General features: G+C 45.1%; 17 protein-coding genes. 6 read left to right on the top strand and 11 right to left on the bottom strand.

Features of this window, described 5'->3' with window-relative positions:
* Positions 1–39: 39 nt before the first annotated feature.
* The gene (locus tag ACBP55_RS16055) at positions 40–693 is read right to left on the bottom strand and encodes an RsfA family transcriptional regulator (protein WP_029196535.1); all 654 of its coding nucleotides are present in this window, start codon (positions 691–693) and stop codon (positions 40–42) included.
* Between the two features lie 426 nt (positions 694–1,119).
* Here ACBP55_RS16055 and ACBP55_RS16050 point away from each other — a divergent pair, with 426 nt between their 5' ends.
* A complete protein-coding gene (locus tag ACBP55_RS16050) occupies positions 1,120–1,350 on the top strand; it encodes a DUF2626 domain-containing protein (RefSeq protein WP_029196536.1) in 231 nt (76 codons plus the stop codon).
* A 45-nt stretch (positions 1,351–1,395) separates the two neighbouring features.
* Here the strand turns inward: ACBP55_RS16050 and ACBP55_RS16045 are convergent, their stop codons facing one another.
* Complete coding sequence (locus tag ACBP55_RS16045; protein ID WP_464652764.1) at positions 1,396–2,550, bottom strand: class I SAM-dependent methyltransferase; 1,155 nt, start codon at positions 2,548–2,550, stop codon at positions 1,396–1,398.
* Positions 2,551–2,639: 89 nt separating this feature from the next.
* On the opposite strand from ACBP55_RS16045, the gene ACBP55_RS16040 reads away from it, so the two are divergent.
* The 3 genes from ACBP55_RS16040 to ACBP55_RS16030 all read left to right on the top strand — a co-directional run bounded on the left by ACBP55_RS16040 (position 2,640) and on the right by ACBP55_RS16030 (position 5,330).
* The gene (locus ACBP55_RS16040; protein ID WP_464652763.1) at positions 2,640–3,605 is read left to right on the top strand and encodes a hypothetical protein; all 966 of its coding nucleotides are present in this window, start codon (positions 2,640–2,642) and stop codon (positions 3,603–3,605) included.
* Positions 3,606–3,706: 101 nt separating this feature from the next.
* Complete coding sequence (locus ACBP55_RS16035) at positions 3,707–4,804, top strand: coiled-coil domain-containing protein (RefSeq protein WP_464652762.1); 1,098 nt, start codon at positions 3,707–3,709, stop codon at positions 4,802–4,804.
* Positions 4,805–4,841: 37 nt separating this feature from the next.
* Positions 4,842–5,330, top strand: coding sequence for a hypothetical protein (locus ACBP55_RS16030; protein WP_464652761.1), 489 nt, complete (start codon positions 4,842–4,844; stop codon positions 5,328–5,330).
* A 54-nt stretch (positions 5,331–5,384) separates the two neighbouring features.
* On the opposite strand, the gene ACBP55_RS16025 is transcribed toward ACBP55_RS16030, so the two are convergent.
* Entirely contained in the window at positions 5,385–6,716 is a 1,332-nt protein-coding gene (locus ACBP55_RS16025) for a PhoH family protein (protein WP_464652760.1), read from the bottom strand.
* Between the two features lie 113 nt (positions 6,717–6,829).
* On the opposite strand from ACBP55_RS16025, the gene ACBP55_RS16020 reads away from it, so the two are divergent.
* Entirely contained in the window at positions 6,830–7,375 is a 546-nt protein-coding gene (locus ACBP55_RS16020) for a YhcN/YlaJ family sporulation lipoprotein (RefSeq protein ID WP_464652759.1), read from the top strand.
* A gap of 40 nt (positions 7,376–7,415) precedes the next feature.
* Here the strand turns inward: ACBP55_RS16020 and ACBP55_RS16015 are convergent, their stop codons facing one another.
* The 8 genes from ACBP55_RS16015 to ACBP55_RS15980 all read right to left on the bottom strand — a co-directional run bounded on the left by ACBP55_RS16015 (position 7,416) and on the right by ACBP55_RS15980 (position 16,323).
* Positions 7,416–7,559 (bottom strand): hypothetical protein, encoded by a 144-nt coding sequence (locus tag ACBP55_RS16015; RefSeq protein WP_154669585.1) that lies wholly within the window; start codon positions 7,557–7,559, stop codon positions 7,416–7,418.
* A 180-nt stretch (positions 7,560–7,739) separates the two neighbouring features.
* Entirely contained in the window at positions 7,740–8,021 is a 282-nt protein-coding gene (locus tag ACBP55_RS16010) for a hypothetical protein (protein ID WP_029195920.1), read from the bottom strand.
* Positions 8,022–8,453: a hypothetical protein gene (locus tag ACBP55_RS16005; RefSeq protein WP_464652758.1), complete on the bottom strand. Its 432-nt coding sequence runs from the start codon at positions 8,451–8,453 to the stop codon at positions 8,022–8,024.
* An 83-nt stretch (positions 8,454–8,536) separates the two neighbouring features.
* Positions 8,537–8,812: a YlaH-like family protein gene (locus ACBP55_RS16000; RefSeq protein WP_464653328.1), complete on the bottom strand. Its 276-nt coding sequence runs from the start codon at positions 8,810–8,812 to the stop codon at positions 8,537–8,539.
* 131 nt (positions 8,813–8,943) lie between these two features.
* Positions 8,944–10,785 carry a translational GTPase TypA gene (typA, locus tag ACBP55_RS15995; RefSeq protein WP_464652757.1) on the bottom strand — a complete coding sequence of 614 codons (1,842 nt, stop codon included), beginning with the start codon at positions 10,783–10,785 and terminating at the stop codon, positions 8,944–8,946.
* A 164-nt stretch (positions 10,786–10,949) separates the two neighbouring features.
* Positions 10,950–11,432: a hypothetical protein gene (locus tag ACBP55_RS15990; RefSeq protein WP_464652756.1), complete on the bottom strand. Its 483-nt coding sequence runs from the start codon at positions 11,430–11,432 to the stop codon at positions 10,950–10,952.
* A gap of 63 nt (positions 11,433–11,495) precedes the next feature.
* Positions 11,496–14,402: a VWA domain-containing protein gene (locus ACBP55_RS15985; RefSeq protein ID WP_464652755.1), complete on the bottom strand. Its 2,907-nt coding sequence runs from the start codon at positions 14,400–14,402 to the stop codon at positions 11,496–11,498.
* A complete protein-coding gene (locus tag ACBP55_RS15980) occupies positions 14,386–16,323 on the bottom strand; it encodes a vWA domain-containing protein (RefSeq protein WP_464652754.1) in 1,938 nt (645 codons plus the stop codon). Before ACBP55_RS15980 ends, ACBP55_RS15985 begins: the two co-directional genes overlap by 17 nt.
* Positions 16,324–16,459: 136 nt before the next feature.
* Between ACBP55_RS15980 and ACBP55_RS15975 the strand changes: the two genes are divergently transcribed.
* Positions 16,460–17,671 (top strand): MFS transporter, encoded by a 1,212-nt coding sequence (locus tag ACBP55_RS15975; protein ID WP_464652753.1) that lies wholly within the window; start codon positions 16,460–16,462, stop codon positions 17,669–17,671.
* The last annotated feature ends 16 nt before the right edge of the window (positions 17,672–17,687 follow it).

The raw sequence follows: 17,687 nt of genomic DNA, 5'->3' as shown, positions 1-17,687 counted from the left end.
CTTGTTCTGAAGCTTCTATATGTAAGGACGGTCGGCAACTCATTCTACTCTTTCTAGGTTACCATTCGCGTCCATCTTGAACCGCGGCTTCTCTTCTTCCTCTTCTTCAACCAGGAAGGCCATTTTCCTAGCACGATCCATAATTTGAATCAACGCTTTGTAATCATCATTCACAACACGATAATCAGTTTCCACTTCATTAACTTGCTTATTCAGCTTGTTGTTTTCTCTGCCTAGTCTATCTAGTTCGTCCTCTTTGTCTTGCAGTTCTTTTTCCAAACTTTTAATATGACGATTCATATCTTGGTACGTGTTTCTCCATTGTCTCAGAAACCGGATCACAGCATCAATCGATAATGTTTCTTCCGTGAATGTCTCTATTTTTCCAGTCGACAACTCAGGACCATCCAGCAATCCAACGGAAGAAGAACCGGAGATCGAGACAGCCGCATGCTTTTTGAGCTGCGTTCTTTTTTGACGCTGTGCTTTGGCAATCTGTATAGCTGCTTCATATTTTTTCCTTACAAAACTGTTCCAACGGAATCCACATGCCGCCGCTGTGCGCCCAATGCGCTCTCCAACCTCTTCGAATGCAGATAATTGTGTACTTCCCTCTCGTATGTGACGCAGTGTCACCTCCGCTAAGATTAAGTCGTCTTCATCGCTCCAAGCATCTTGTCTAATTGCTGACATATGGTCGAACCTCCTGACATAATATAGGGATCTTTGGTCGTAGATCAAAGTCTCTCCTCTGTGGGATCTTTGGCCCTGAGAGCAAAGTCTCTCCTCTGTGGGATCTTTGGCCCTGAGATCAAAGTCTCTCCTATTGGGGATGCATCATAATAAGAATCAATTCGTAGAGAGCTGGGATAAATTGATTCGTGCCATTATTATTATTTCTATGCCCGTACTAGAGTTCATAGAATCTATTTGATACTAAATGGTATTGCCAAATTTTTTATCACTCATACATGGGATCCGGATAAAAAGACATACTACTACTATCTGATGAAATGTTTTGAATTTCGTCACTGTTTGACGGTTTACACCGTTCATTCCAAACGGTATAATGTGTTGTAGTTAAAGTGCAACGTGGTATGAGAGGGGGATGTTACGAGAATGGATCGCATGTTTCGGGTTCTAGGTTTTTGGACACTTGTTATCGCACTAATGAGCTTAGCTGGCGATATGATACCTATGTCTCTGATTTTCTTTTTTCAAACTGCCGTATTCGTCATTCTAGGCTATATGCGCTTGTCAGAACGAACTTACATATTGTTGTTCTGGGGATATATGATTATTTCCTTCAGCGGATTTACGTATTGGTCATTTTTCAAAATGTCTGTCTAAACCCCACAACAATAACAACAAGCAAAAAGGTGAACCGACTGTTACTCAGCGGCTCACCTTTTTTTCATTGTGTAGAGATTGTTTGCTTGCGATGAATACTTTGAATAGCTCACTCATTTGGTCGCTTAGCAGCAGCTGCCTAATTGAGCGGTTACGCTTTGACACTTCACTGAAAGGATTCGGATCATAGTGGTCTTGAAGCCTTTGCAAAATCCCTTGCTCCACCAGAAACTCCCGTTGTGTTTGAAGTTTGCAATGAGTAAAGCCGCTCTCACTTGCAGTTAATTGGCATGAACTAAAATTAATATGAGATGTCATATCCTGCTCACCCTGATGCATGAATGGATTATCTTGAGCTTGGTGATTGCGATAGCACATTAATGTTCCATTGTAACGGTAAGGAGCGAATAGTTCTTCTGCTGTATCGCCATAATCTATGATTAGACAGCTCCCGCTTTGGATCCGCTCAGCTACACGCGAGACCCAACTCTCAGCTTCAAGGTTTATCTCTCCTATTTGACCATCCAACCATTGAACCTTGGAACGTTCTAGGAAGTCTAATATTCGGTGGGAGCTGACAGGCCGCCAAATTTCTTGAAAAATTTGTTCCTCCTCTTGCCATTTCACATAAGACTCTTGGAAAAGCATATCTTTATAACGAATTCGGTGGATTGGGAAAGCATCCAGCAGTTCATTCGCAAGTACATAAACCTGATCTTGCGGGGTCTGAGAGAACCATTCTGATTCACTTGCGAATCGAATAATTTGGGCGTGCTCTTCAAGCAGTGTTCGCTGCTGCTGACGATGATAAGCACTAGATTCAATGATTGTATAGATTAATCGAGCATAAATGGCAGGTTCAGTTCGCTTTATTTCGCCCATGATGTGAAGAGCCATTCGCCCGTTCCCCCCTCCCCATTCAACGATATGAACGGCTTCTGTATGAGGAGAATGATCATTATACAGCTGTATACAAATAAATGATGCAACCATTTCCCCCATTACTGAACCAATAGAGGAGCTTGTATAGAAATCTCCTTGTTTACCGATTTTCGGTCTCTCATTGCGATAGTAGCCAAACGGTTCACTGTAAAGACAAATTTCCATATAATCCCTGAATGAGATAGCTTGAAATTCTGCTGACTGAATAGCCTCTCTCAAGGCTTTCACAACACCTGGGTGTCCGAGCTGATGATTCAATGAAGAAACCTCCAATTCTTTAGTTACAGACAAAACCTACGGAAACCATTATAATGAAGAAGGATTTATGGAAGGAGAGACAGCAAAGCATGTCAAAGAAGTGGATTACCTTAACAGCGGTAACGGCGATCAGCCTAGTATCGTTGACAGCTTGTACAGACAACACGAAGATCAAAGAAGCACTCGAACAATCACTAAACAAACAAAAAGAAATGAAGTCTTACACCTTTGATGGGAGCACCACATTAGCCTTAAGCGATGGATTGATGAAATCGTCCAACCCATTAACGAACGGGCTGTTATCTTTGGTCAGAGAAAGCACAATCGATTGGAAGGGCATTAGCAATGTGGAGCCACTCCAGTTCCAGACGGACTTAAAAATAACGCCTAAGGGCTCAACATCCCCTTTTGAGATTCCAATTCTCATTAAAGATAGCAAATTGTATTTTAATATGCCAGCATTAAATAAAACAGCTGACGAGTATTATGCAATCGATTTACAAAAAATGAGTCAGAACAGCACTAGTCCTTTAACTTTAGATACTTTGAAAAACACTTCTCAACTGTCCACCACACTTGGAAATCTAATATTTAGCGGGATTGATCCAAAATGGTATAAAGAAGCCAAAGAACCAGTTAAGCTGAAAGACGGATCTTCTGCCAAATCCATCAGCGTTGAACTTACCAGTAAAAATGAAAAAGAATTGAATACACTGATGCAAACTAAGGTTCCAGAGTTTATTAGCCAGTTGCAAAACAATGGATTCCTTACTGCTGATAAAGCCGAAGAATTCAAAAAAAATCAAGCAAATCTCTTGCAGCTCAAAGCTCCGGGTAAAATGGTTGTAGCCATTGATGACACTGGTTTTATCCGTGACCAAACAATTGATGTAGGCTTCACCATCACACTAGACGGCAAAGCGCAGGATAACCATATCCTCATTCACCAAACCTATGACGCTATCAATCAAGCTTCTCCATTAACGAAGGAAGTACCGAAAAACGTTAAAAACTTTGATGAGATCCTTAAATTAATTACACCGGCAAAAAAATAGATGTAAGGCCCAATACTTACCTTTTCCCCAGAGGTAAGTATTTTTTTGTGCTTCATTTAATAGAAATATGATAATCTGTTCTTAGGGGGAGAATTCATTCAATGACATATAAATTCGTAGCTATGATGTTGTCCATTTTATTGCTAACTCAAATAACACTGCCGCTTCCTACAATCTCAGCCGAAGAAAAGACCCCTACGCAAGACGAAGCCAAAGATCTCGTCCAAAAAGGGCTTACTATTTTCGAAATCGACAAAGAAGTGGCCCGATTAAATGAACAAGATGCCAACATCGTTGCCCAAATCAAACAAAATGAACAAGATATCATCAAGCAGAACAGCAATGTTGATAGCACCCGAAAACATGCCGGAAAAGTGCTGAGAGCTTACTATACAGGGGATCGAGATTCGATCTGGATGCTGCTGTTTACCGTTAGTTCCTTTACGGATGCATTGCGAATGTTCGAGTATCTTCAAATGATTATAACGAATGATCATCGCGCCTTATCTGCTTTCACCGAATCGTTTAATAAATTGAAAAGCCTGCGAACCGAACTTGATTCATCTCGCGTCGAGCTCCAGAAAACGAAAGAGAAATTCCTCACACAGCGTGAAAGACTCGTAAAGCTCCAAGAAGAGCTGGACAAACAACTAGCCGTCAGCACACAAGCACAAGTCATAGAAGCCCAAATAAAAAGCTTAAATGACCAATGGAAACAAGAAGGCATCCCTTTATTCCGCGAATACTTGAATAGTTTATCATCGGCTTTCCGAGAACTGCCACAGTATGTCACCAAAGAAAGTAATAAATTTATGGACTTATCTTCTATCAAAAATCCGGTCATAACGATTAGTGATAAGGATTTCAATACTTACATACATTCAAAAAATGAACTGTTGCAGAATTTGAATTTTGAATTTGCCGATGGATCAATCATTGCAAAAGGTAAAAAAGATCATGTGCAAATCGCGCTGGAAGGAATGTTTTTGTTAAAGGAACATCCCGACATGAATGAAGTCCTCTTTCATGTGGATAAACTTGAATTCAATGGCTTCCAACTGCCTGATACGACAATTGAAGACTTTATGAAAGAATTCCAGCTTGGTTTCGTCCCGAAAAAAATTGTTAATTATCTCGATGTCGTAAGTGTAGAGACGAAGAATGGCATCGCTGTTGTAAAACTTAAATTATCCCTGTAAAGTAGCAGAGGATAACGAAGTAAAGTGAGGACTACGAATGGAACCCAAAATTGGTCTAATGATGGATCTGCCCGAAGGAAAAATACCTGGATTTTACGCGCAAATCGTTAAATCTCTCGCAGGTAAAGTTGACTTATTTGACCGCGACAAAGAAATGCTTATTGTCAGCAATGAAGAACAACAGCTTGCTGCACTTGATGTTATGGCTCATTTCAATATTGAAACGAACCTGATGCAGCTGCGGCTGCTGCCGGATGACGCTGAATTGACGGATCTCTTCAGCGATTACGGCTTCACAAGCCGCGCAGAGCACAATTATTTATACGATAAGCTTGTCGTACAATTCCGCTTTACAGCAGACAGCCCTCAAGCCGAAATCGATCAAGCTGCCCTTCAAATCGAAGAGCACCTCCTCGCCCAGTATCAGGCTCAGGATCGCACTGTATACGTCGTGGATCGGCAGCTTGAAGAGCTCATGCAAGGTATTGCCAAAGCTTATCGATGCCGTATCGAGATACTGCCTTAGATCACGCCAAAAAGCCCACATCCCCGTATCGGGAGTGTGGGCTTTTTGAATTTTTCAGAGCAGATCGGCTGCTAGTTGCGCCAGATGCGAGCGTTCACCACGTTCCAACGTGATATGCCCACTAATACCTTCCTGCTTGAATCGTTCTACCACGTAAGTTAAACCATTACTCGAGGCATCGAGATAAGGATGATCGATTTGGTCTGGATCACCTAGGAGAACAATTTTACTGCCCTCTCCCACACGGGAAACAATCGTTTTCACCTCATGCTTGGATAAGTTCTGCGCCTCATCAATGATGATGAATTGGCCAGGAATCGAGCGTCCGCGAATGTACGTCAGTGCTTCGACTTGAATACTGCCAAGACCTGCTAGTATTTTTTCAATGTCTCCCGGTTTTTTGGTATCAAATAAATATTCCAAATTATCATAGATCGGTTGCATCCAAGGACGCAGCTTCTCATCTTTTTCACCAGGCAGATAACCAATATCCTTGCCCATTGGAACAACAGGTCGAGCAATTAGCAGTTTTTTATATTTACGGTCATCCTCAATCTTCATTAGGCCTGCAGCTAATGTGAGCAGCGTTTTACCTGTACCCGCTTTCCCAGTCAGGGTGACGAGCGGGATTTCGTCATTGAGCAGGAGCTCAAGAGCCATTCGTTGCTGCGCGTTGCGCGCGGCAATCCCCCAGATGGGATCGTTACTCATGAAGAGCGGCTCCAGCTTTTTGGCATCGGGCGTCACTTTCAGTAAAGCTGATTTGGAAGAACCCAGCTCATCCCGCAAAATGACAAATTCGTGAGGATGCAGCATATAGCCCAAATTCAGCGAGGTCACAGTCAAGAATCGATAAGAATAAAACTCATCAATGATAGAAGGATGTACGTATAACGTTATATATCCGGTGTACATATCCGTTTGTGCAACAATGCGATCTGTTAAATAATCCTGTGCAGGTATGCCAAGGACATCTGCTTTAATCCGAACTAATGTATCTTTACTCACGATAACGACAGGTCTCGGATACTCATTATCCTGCTCTTCCAAATGATAGTTGAGCGCGACCGCGAGAATTCGGTTATCATTCGTTAATTCTGCAAACGTATCCTGCAGCTTCGCGAAGCTGCGATGATTGAGTTCCACTTTAATGCTGCCGCCATGCTCGAGTGTGATGCCATCGGACAAGTTGCCTTTGGTTCTTAGTCCATCCAGCAATCTCGAAACATGTCTCGCATTACGGCCTATTTCATCCGCATTTCGTTTCTTCGAATCGATTTCCTCCAACACCACGGCGGGTATGACTACTTCATTATCTTCGAACGCGAATAAAGCATTAGGGTCCTGAAGCAGAACATTGGTATCCAACACGTAAATTTTTTTCATTGGTGTGTCCCCTCCCAGATTTGGCGTTAGATCATTGGTTATATTAAATACATACAACCTAGCTGTGCTGGACAAACTAAACGCGAGATTCAGGAAAGAAAGGAACGATTCAAGTGAGACTATTGTGCGTTTTTATAGTAATACTGACCCTCGCGGTTGGCTGTAGTCAAGCGCCGAAAAGTGGTGCCCCCTCTCAAAGTCCGAATCAAAATCAAGTAAAAGTTCAACAAATCGCCCCACAAAAGCTCGAGATAAAAGATTCCAAGGCTGTTGCAGAACGTTTGGAAAACCTAGCCACCAGCGTCCCTCAGGTTGAAAGCGCGCACTGCGTCGTCTTCGGTAATACAGCCGTTGTCGGCATCAACATTAAGAAAGATTTGGATCGAGCCCAAGTCGGCACCGCCAAGTATTCGGTAGCTGAAGCGCTCAAGAAAGATCCATACGGAGTCAATGCCATTGTTACTGCAGATTTGGACTTGGATCAACGTTTGCGCAACATTCGGGATAACGTTCAAGCAGGAAGACCAGTTACTGGATTCGCAGAGCAAATGGCAGACATCATAGGGCGAGTAATGCCTCAACTGCCGCGTGATATTCGCAATACGCCAAACAATGCAGGACCTAATGGTACGAATCCGGCGGATATGCCGAACCCATAAACCACGGAAGATAACAAAAAGCCTGACTGCATACGCAGATCTAGGCTTTTTTTATCGCATCAAAAACTCGGCCGGCTGGATTCACAGTTACTCGGCTTACACAAGTTTTCTCATATTCAGGCTCGGTCATCATTTGGGCGCGATCTATCCATTGCTTCGGTAAAGCTGTGTTGTGTTCAGCCATATCGTTTGCGCCTCCTACTAGGTGGTTGAAAACGCTCCTTACACTTACAGTATAGCATAGCCGGTGGCAAGCGTTCCACCCTTATGTATCTATTTTCGCCTCATGCGAACACTCCTTTTTCAGACAGGTATACCTTAGTGTACGTCGGTTAAAAAAAGTTATGTCGTCAAACATGAACGTCTATTGATTATTGTAAATCGGATTCGAGTTAATATCATCAAGCAGCTTTTCCGCCGATTCACGATCAAAACTTTGTTTACACTTGTTGCCTTCTTGTTCGTAAGCGATGTGTATTTTCATCCGATCCGATTCGTCCACAATTTCCAAGTGACTAACCCCATGATCTTCGCGCAATATAAGCGCAAAAAAATCAAGCGTCTCTTTGGCCGCTTCGTCATCCGGTCTTGCTTGACTTACAATATGCATTTGCAGCCAATTAAAAAAGGCGTCTTGCAGTTTCATTTAACGCCCGTCCTCTCTAAGTAAAATAACATCGCAGCCTACTTCCAGCCAACGAAGCCATTGATTCTTCCAAATAATTTGCTGTGCATCTAAAGCGCTGTCATCCAACGATGACACGAAGTCCCAAGCTTCCGTACGCTTCAGGAGACGGTCTAGGAAGGCTTCTGCACAATGCGATAGATGAAAGGGGTCGCCATCAAACACAACGGCCTCAGAATGCGATAAATCAAGCTCTACGAGCTCAGAACCACATATCTCTTCGTCGTCGCTTAACAGCAGACTAGCTTTAAACATGGATAGCAATCTGGGGTGTCTCCTACTTGCCAATTCACGGAAAGCTTCCAACTTGGTGAGTGGAGAGCATTCGATGCGATCAGCTCCCAACACTAGAGGAGAATAGCCTGCAATCGGAGTTAACCAGTATCGAGTCATTCGCCCCTCCTAAGAGTTTTCGTGAGAAAACTTGCTTCGTAAGCTTAACTTGAGTTTTGCTTTAGCTAAACTAACATCGTGCATTATGTTGGTCTATTGCCGCTTCTTTTCTCAATGAAATACCGAATTCGAACAAGAAACATTAACGCTATGGCAACAGACAGGCAGAGCACGATAGGCAGTCCTACAATTTGAAAAACAAGCAGCATAACTGAACCAATGGCTAGCAGCGCATAGATGACAGCTGTCTTAAGAACCGGCAATTTCCGCGTCCGGAAAACTTTGTTATACACATAGGACATAAATATAAAGATTAACAGATAAGTGATGTACAGGTGATTTCCAAACCACTCGTTCAAGGCAGTCAAAACATACACTCCATTTCATTCAAAAAGTAAAGTCAATTACCATTATCCCTCAAAATGTTAAATAAATAAAGGGAAATGCGGCAGGGTAGCCCACATTTCCCATATTTAGAACACTTTGTGAATTAAACGTTAGCTTCAGCTGTTTTGCGGTGTTTCTCCGCACGCTCGCGCTCGCTTTTGTTCAAAATCTTTTTGCGAATACGAACGGATTTCGGCGTGATTTCGCAATATTCATCATCGTTCAAATACTCAAGTGCTTGCTCCAAAGAGTACATGCGAGGAGTTTTCATTTTGACTGTTTCTTCTTTGTTCGCGGAACGAATGTTGTTTACCGCTTTTTCCTTACAGATGTTAACGATGATATCATTGTCGCGCGTATGCTCACCAACGACCATTCCTTCGTAAACTTCCGTTTGTGGATGAACGAACAAGATACCGCGATCTTCAACGGAAAGAATTCCGTATAAAGTAGATACGCCTGATTCGCTGGAAACTAGTACGCCTTCATGACGTCCGCCAACACCAGCTCCTTGGTACGGACCATAGCTGTCGAAAGCATGGTTCATAATACCGTAACCACGAGTTAACGTTAAGAAGTTCGTTCTGTAACCGATCAAACCACGTGCAGGAATTAAGAACTCAAGACGAACGTTACCGCTGCCGTTGTTGATCATGTTGACCATCTCCGCTTTACGGGAACCTAAGCTCTCCATAACGGAACCCATGCTATCCTCTGGAACGTCGATGATTAAACGCTCAATCGGCTCCATTTTTTGACCATCTATTTGACGAATGATAACTTCTGGTTTGGAAACTTGCAATTCAAAGCCTTCACGGCGCATGTTTTCAATCAAAATACCTAAGTGAAGCTCACCGCGGCCAGATACTACGAAAGCATCCGGGCTATCTGTATCTTCAACGCGCAAGCTTACGTCTGTTTCAAGCTCTTTGTAAAGACGCTCGCGAATTTTACGGGAAGTTACCCATTTCCCTTCACGTCCTGCGAATGGTGAGTTATTTACGATAAATGTCATTTGCAGTGTTGGCTCATCAATTTTCAAGACTGGCAATGCTTCCGGATTCGCAGGATCTGCTACCGTTTCACCAATGTTGATATCTTTGATCCCTGCAATAGCAATAATGTCCCCTGCAGCTGCTTCTTCGATTTCAATACGTTTCAAGCCTGTGAAACCGAAAAGCTTCTCGATTCTTGCTTGCTTCTGTCCGCCTTCACGCGTCATAACCGCAACGGTTTGACCTTGACGAATTTTACCACGGTTCACACGGCCTACGCCGATACGACCTAAGTACTCATTGTAATCCATCAATGTCACAAGGAATTGAAGCGGTTGATCAACATCTTCCGTTGGAGCTGGAATGTGGCTGACAACTGTTTCATAAATAGCTTCCATGTTGGCATCTTGCTTCTCAGGGTCAAGACTTGAAGTACCTTGCAAGGCGGAAGCATATACAACGTGGAAATCAAGCTGCTCATCCGTAGCACCTAATTCAATGAAAAGGTCAAGAACTTCGTCGACAACTTCTTGAGGACGCGCATTCGGACGGTCAATTTTGTTAACAACAACAACCGGAGAAAGGTTGCTTTCCAGTGCCTTACGTAGAACGAACTTCGTTTGCGGCATTGTGCCTTCGAAAGCATCAACAACCAACAAAACGCCGTCTACCATTTTCATGATACGCTCTACTTCACCACCGAAATCGGCATGTCCAGGTGTATCCACAATGTTGATCAGGTAATCTTTATAATTAATTGCTGTATTTTTTGCAAGAATGGTAATACCGCGTTCTCTCTCGAGATCGTTGGAGTCCATCGCTCTCTCTTGAACAGCCTCGTTCTCGCGGAATGTACCGGATTGTTGAAGTAATTTATCTACGAGTGTCGTTTTACCGTGGTCAACGTGTGCGATAATTGCAATATTGCGAATCTTGTCTCTTGCGTGCATGAATGTCAAACCCTCTCTACCCTATAATTTTCGTCTCTGTTCATAAAACAAGCGTCGGACGAAAGCGCCGACGCTTGACATTTACACTTATTATACGCAGTTTCTCGACATTATGCAAGGTAAATGCCGCTCTACATAAAACTTTTACAAGGAAATGCTCGAAATTACCACACACTACGCTTGCGGAACATCATGACAAGTCCAGCCACCACAAGGATCAAAGCGATTACATAGATCCCTAGATGAATTAGTAGAGTTAACCCGAAAAACACAGCTGAAATAATTCCCAGCACCATTGCACCTATCCAAACACCTCGATCACTTCCACGATCAAACAGGTGCATCTCATACAATCCAATGGCTACACCAAGAATAAATCCCGACCATAGATAGCTCATGGAACCCCATCCAAATATGTTGCAGTAAAAGAACATTAATGCATAAGTCGATAATATACCTCCAGGCACAAGAACGCCTGCTGGCATTGATCGGTTAAAAAAGAATACGTGGAACAGCAGCCCAGGAATGAGTAAAACTAGCGGCCAGAAGAACGAAAGAAGAACATGGAAAAAACCTAATTTACCAAGAAGCAATAGGGCGGCCAGGCCAATTAATAGGATACCAATGGAGTAGCTATTTCTAGCCAATCAAATCCCCTCCTAATTCACTTGTCAATAAGGGATCAACTTCGACACCCTTCAACAAATAGTTTATCGTACCTGGCAAGAAATTGCTAGGTGTTTTGCGCTATTTGCGCCCTCGCCGTTTGGCTTCGAGCAAACGGCCCATGCTGTCCGGCGGCGCACTACTCGCCGCCGGGGGTAAAGGCTCCGGAGCAGCTTCGCGCTGCTCCTCGGCAGGCCGCGGCGGCGCAGCCACGGCCGTGTGCGGAGCGCTGCCTGCGGCAGAGCGCTCGATCTTGCGCTGCAGCTTGTGCTCCGCAAGCTGCTTGCGCTCGCGGAGACGCGCCAGCGGCGTCTCCGCCTGTTGTGGCGAGCCCGCCGAGCGGCCCGCCTCCAAGCGAACGCCCGGGCCCACAGGCCGGGCGGCAGGGCCAAGCGCCGCGCTGCGATGTCCATCAGCAGCAGCGCGAGCGCCGCCATCAGCAGGTACTCGCTGATGGGGGTTAGTCGCTTCTGCGCGGCAGAAGCGAAGGCGAAGGCTTCCTCCGGATGCTCTAGCGAGAGCATCCGGCCGCCAGTAAGCTCAGCAAGCTGCTGGAGCTTGTTCAGGCCCTGTCCGTCCGTGATCCGATATTCCGGTGAATATGGGATCACGAAGCCGGAAGTTGAGCTGCCGATAACCCGCTTCTCGGTCCCCTCTTCGCTGCCGGCTGCAAGCAGTTCCGTCTTGGCGATATAAACGCCAGACTTATCCACAGATAACTGTGCTGAATATTCGCCAGGTGCTGTAGATGTAAATTGAATCTCCTGCGAGCCAAGAGATTCATCCGTAACGATAGCTCTAAGCTCCCCTTGTTCACCATGTGAACCGTCAAGTGTGTTAGTTCCATTTTTGGCTTCTAAGGTCAACTCTTGACCTGCCAAATGTCCGTTAAGCTCAAGTGGAGACGACTGAAACTGCGGAAACGTCCACTTTATCATGCCAGTAAGCACTTGTGAAAATGCAGGCCACGTTACCCAATTCGCTGACCATGCTCCTGTCATATCGCTTGTCCAGGCGACTGATCGCCCAGAACCATACTGCCATCTTGCAAGAATTGGATCAGGTTCAGAGCTTGTCAGTACTACTTCAGCAGCCTCTTTAGGGGTCGTAGCAATATATCCGTTAAGCGAAGGCAGCCCTTTCCCCAAAAAGCTATGCCAGTCAGCTCCTCCAGCTAAGGCCGGTACGAAAGGCTGATTAACTACGTAGGTACGTGATATCAGAACAGCTTCTCGGCTAAAAATCGCCGGGATTGTCGTCTGATCTACAGCCGCATAATACCTTCCCTTCGCCAAATCAGCTAGCTGCTTCAACAGCAATTGATCCGCATCGGTTCCGATGGCAACAGTGGACATCGTGATATTTTCTTTTTGCATATCGGTGGTCAATGCTTCGTAGCTTTGAGTCGTGGAGGACTGTCCATCCGTTAACAAAATAATATGCTTTCGCTGGGCCTCCACCTTGGAAAGCTTAGCGTATGCTTGCTCCACAGCTGTGTAAATCTCCGTTCCGCCATCCGCGGGTATCGCGTTAATCTTTTGGATGACGCCTGTTTTGTCCGTTAGCTTCTGCGGTTCCACATACCACTGAGGGGATGAATCAAATCCAAGTATCCCAAGCGTATCTTTATCTCTGAGTAAGTCGACTGTTCGTGACGCGGCTTCCTGAGCCAGCTTCATTTTTTCACCTGACATACTGCCCGATTTATCCATTACAAGCACAATGCCTAATGACGGTATCTCCCGCTTCCCGCGTAGGTCCATGTACACAGGAAGCGCACGCTCGATCGGCGTTTTGAAATATCCTCCTAATCCATAGCTGTTATCTCCCCCAAGCATGACCAACCCTACGCTGTAATCTCGGACAGCCTGTTCTATCATTTCCATTTTCAATTGCGGAATTTGAGTAGCGGCTACATTATTTAAAATGATACTTTCATAACCGGTATACGTTACAAAATCATTGGAAAGCAGCTCAGGTGCTATCGTTTCAAAAGGGATAAGTGCGGACTGCAGTGCCCCCTCCACATTTTTGGAAATACCTGCTTTCCCCTCAACAATAAGTACTTTCGGAGGACCCTCTACTTTACTAAATGCGTAATGCGCATTATTGGCTGATTGCTCGTCTCCTTCCAAATACACTTCCGCTCGATACCGATGAAAGCCCGGTTCCTTGGCGAGTGATTGAAAGGCGAATCTATTCTCCCCCTTATTCAGTTGAACCGACCCAGCGGTCATTTCGCGATTGTCCTCAAAAACCCGTAATTGAGCCGCCCCTGATCCTGTAGAACGGATGACTACCTCCAACGTATAGGCTTCTGCTTGATATAATTTATCAGGAACACGAACGGCTTCAATCGAGGCGTCTTTGCGCTCTTTGGCAGCGAGAGGGACGACATCTACTTGGATACCGCGGTCTCGCAGTAATTTACCTTGACGCAAAACGTCACCCACATTTTCTTCGCCATCCGACATCAAAATAATGCGGCCGGATTTTCCGTTCGTAAGTTGACCAGAAGCTAGCTGCAAACCCGAGGCTATATCGGAAAATTGTGTGTTCGTTTGGGCAGTAAATTGAAATCCATTCATCTCTCTAGCATCCAAGTTCTTCTCTATGGAAGCTTTAAGTCCCATCGAAACAACACCCGCTTCGTCCTTCTCGGAAGAACGAGCTTTGACAGCTTCGCGAATCCACTGAGCTTCCTTCTTATCTTCCTTCACACTATCAGATCGATCTATCGTGAACACGATACTTTTGTGATTTAGCCTTGTAGTTAGTTGGGTTTCCGCAAGGGTGAAGATCAGAAGAATGAATACGGAGGCTCGCAGAGAAACTACGAGCTTTTTTCGTCCACCTTGTAGACGGTGCAACCCTTTCCACAGCCAACCCAGATAAAAAGGAAGAAATAGAATCAACAGTAAGACGGGCAAGTGTTCAAATTGAATGCCCACGTCGATACACCTCCCATTCCAGTACTAGCAGAATAAGCAAGATCACGATAAGCCAAGGAATTAACATCGTATTGTTTAGTAAGATATCTTTACTTCGATCTACACCGGCATCGACTCCACTACCTGGATTGAAAACCAGCTTGTTTTCTATTTTCCCATTCACATTAGATTCCCTGGGATCCATGACAACTTCAAGTAGACGAGTCTGTACCTTATTACCACCAGCATTGTATTCAACAAATTCATAAAGACCCGGAAGCTTAGGCGCAGTTTGCATACTGGAAAGCTGGTCTCCATTTCGCTCTGCCTCTTCCTCGTTTACACCTTCCATGGTTGCTTTCCAAATCGCTTTCGTCGCTTCTGGATGAAGAACAATTTCTTTTCGATCCCCTGCAGTAAGCCGGCCAAGATTGCCACCATGGTGCTGAGTCAACCAGGCAACAGCATTTTGAACGAGAATGGGGAATTCCGAACGCAGTGTCAGATCTGATTGCTCAAGCGAGAACGTAAATGTCAGATTAGGTATACCTTCTTCTGTACCTGCTAGAACAAGCGGAACGGACGCTGACGAAATGATAGCTTTCTCCCATGGTTTTAGCACTCTAGTCTGAGCCTGAGCAACATTCACGTCCTGCAGATGAATGTAACGCGAGATGGGATGATCCGATATCGAAAACGGTGATGCTGAAATGGTTTGCTGAGGCTCTAAGTCAGACTTTGAGGAGGGCGCAAACCGCCACACAGGTTTGGATGCAAGCAGGCGCTGCCAAACATCCGATTTTAAAGTCGATTCGGTCACACCATCAACAATAATTAGGTCTGGCTCAAGCCCCAGAGGTGGCGGGTAAGTTCCGTCATTGTTTTTTTGAATATGGAGAATATCCGTCTTTGCCAAAATGAGTGCTTTTTCTAAGAAAAGGTTGCCTTCTCCAACATAAGCTGCTTGGATTCGGCCAGTCCCTTCAGGAAAGGCATAAGCCGTATTATCAGCTTCCAATACATCTTTTCCATCAAGCTGCAGCTTGTAGACATCAGCCCGTGGCAGCTTATCCACATAGATTGACTTTTGCTCACCGCCCTTAAGGTTCAGGGAATCCGTACGAATTTCTTTCGAATCCGCGTGAAGTGTTGCTTTTACCAAAATACTTACAGTTCCCCAATTCTTCACAACAGCAACAGCCTTATATTCCGCCGAATCCTGAATTTCTTTAACACCGAATTGCGTAATTGCCACATTCTCTGGAGGGTTGGTGATTTCATCACCTGTTCGTCTCTGAATCCCAGGCTCTTGAATACTGACTGGAATTGAAAAGGTAATCCCTTCGGCGTTTTCCACCCACTGGCCGTCCGTATAAATACGTACTTCCCCATCAAGTTCTTCCCGCGTTAGCGCGGAGGTTAGGGATAAAGCTTCCCTTACATTCGTTTTGCCGTAAAAGGGAGCAACTTTATTCAAAGCGGCTTGTAAAGAAGACAGATTTGATTCCCGTTGCAGAAGCAATTCTGGTTGATCCTTCATGATTAAAAGCGAATAGCTGCTGTTCTGGGCTTCTTCGCGCGCGAAAGTTAAGATGTCTTGCTTCGCTTCTTCTATCCTTGTTCCTCGTTCGGATGATGTTTGCATACTTGCTGAAGCATCTAGGACGAAAAAAATATGTGATTTCGCCGTCTGTTGGCCACGGATAAAGGGCTGCATCAAAGCAAGCACAAGTATGGACGCTGCAAGCAGCTGCAGCAGGAGTAATAATTGTCGGGTCAGACGCTGCCATGGCCGATTGGCCTCCTGCTCGCGAAGAATACGGCGCCAGAGCATATGGCTAGATACTTCTGTATCGATATAACGGCGTTTTAACAAATAAAGCACCAAGATAAAGGGGATTGAAAGCGAGAACCATAGCCCGCTTAACGATGCGAATTGCATGAGCACTCACCTTTCCAAGAGCGAACGACCTCGCTTTATCTTGCGTTCAAATTCTTTAGCATGGGCATACTACTACGCGTCCAACCCGTTTTTCCTCTGTCAAACAGGTTGGCTTATGGACAACATGGGAGGTAACATGGAACCGTTATTTGTAGATGAAAAGAAGAGAAAACCGCTTTGGACCAAAGCTTTTCTGATTACCTCGCTATCCAACTTATTGCTTTTCTTTAGTTTTCAAATGCTAATACCAACGATACCTACACATGTGTCGCAGTTAGGCGGAAATGACGTTCAAGTCGGTCTCGTCATTGGCATTTTCACGATTTCTTCACTGCTTACCCGCCCTTTTGCTGGGCGAGCACTTGATTTGTTCGGAAGAAAGCATGTGCTTCTGGTTGGACTTGCGATCTGTGCGCTAACGATTGCCGGATACTCATATATGGCTGCGGTTACGCTTATTCTTGCTGCCCGCTTTGTTCATGGGATCGGTTGGGGGATGTCCACAACTTCCTTAGGCACTGTTATAGCCGACATCATTCCATCCGAGCGCCGCGGAGAAGGTATGGGCTATTACGGGTTGTCCAACACGTTTGCAATGGCACTTGCACCGCTTACTGGCCTATGGTTGATGCATTCCTATGGCTTCCCCCGCGTTCTTTTAATCTCAACCTTATTAGCACTGCTTTCCTTGTTTAGTTCTCTTTTTATCACCTACACCAAACCGCTGCCAGTTGAAAAGTCGGCTATAAGGCCGAATCTTATGGATCGCTTGTGGGAACGAACCGCATTGCTTCCCTCCATTTTATTGCTATTTACAGCAATTTGTTATGGAGGAATTGTGACCTTTATTACGTTGTTCGGCCACGAAGCCGGCATTTCGAATGTCGGTTGGTTTTTCCTATGCAATGCCTCCATGGTGCTTATAGTTAGACCCATAACGGGTATGCTGTTTGATCGAAAAGGACCCGAATGGGTGCTCCTGCCCGGTGCTCTCTTTACCCTTGCAGGACTCCTGCTTCTTTCATATGCTCACTCAGAAGCTAGCTTGGCCGCAGCAGCGATTTGCTATGGCATAGGTTTCGGATCCTTGCAGCCGGCGCTTCAGGCCTGGACCATTGCACGCGCTGCGCCGAATCGCCGCGGTGCAGCCAACGGAACCTTCTTCTCGGCCAATGATCTCGGCATAGGGCTAGGGGCGATGGTTTTGGGAGCTATCGCAAACATAAGCGGGAGTTATGCGCTGATGTATCGTTACTCGACCATCCTGATTCTTGTTTTCATGCTTATTTATGGATGGTGCTTTTGGCAAGCTCGACGTGGACGCGGGATTGAGATTGCGCAGCACTAATAGGCATAACGCAACT

Source organism: Paenibacillus sp. WG02 (genome assembly GCF_055396115.1).
This window is presented reverse-complemented; position numbering and strand designations above follow the sequence as displayed.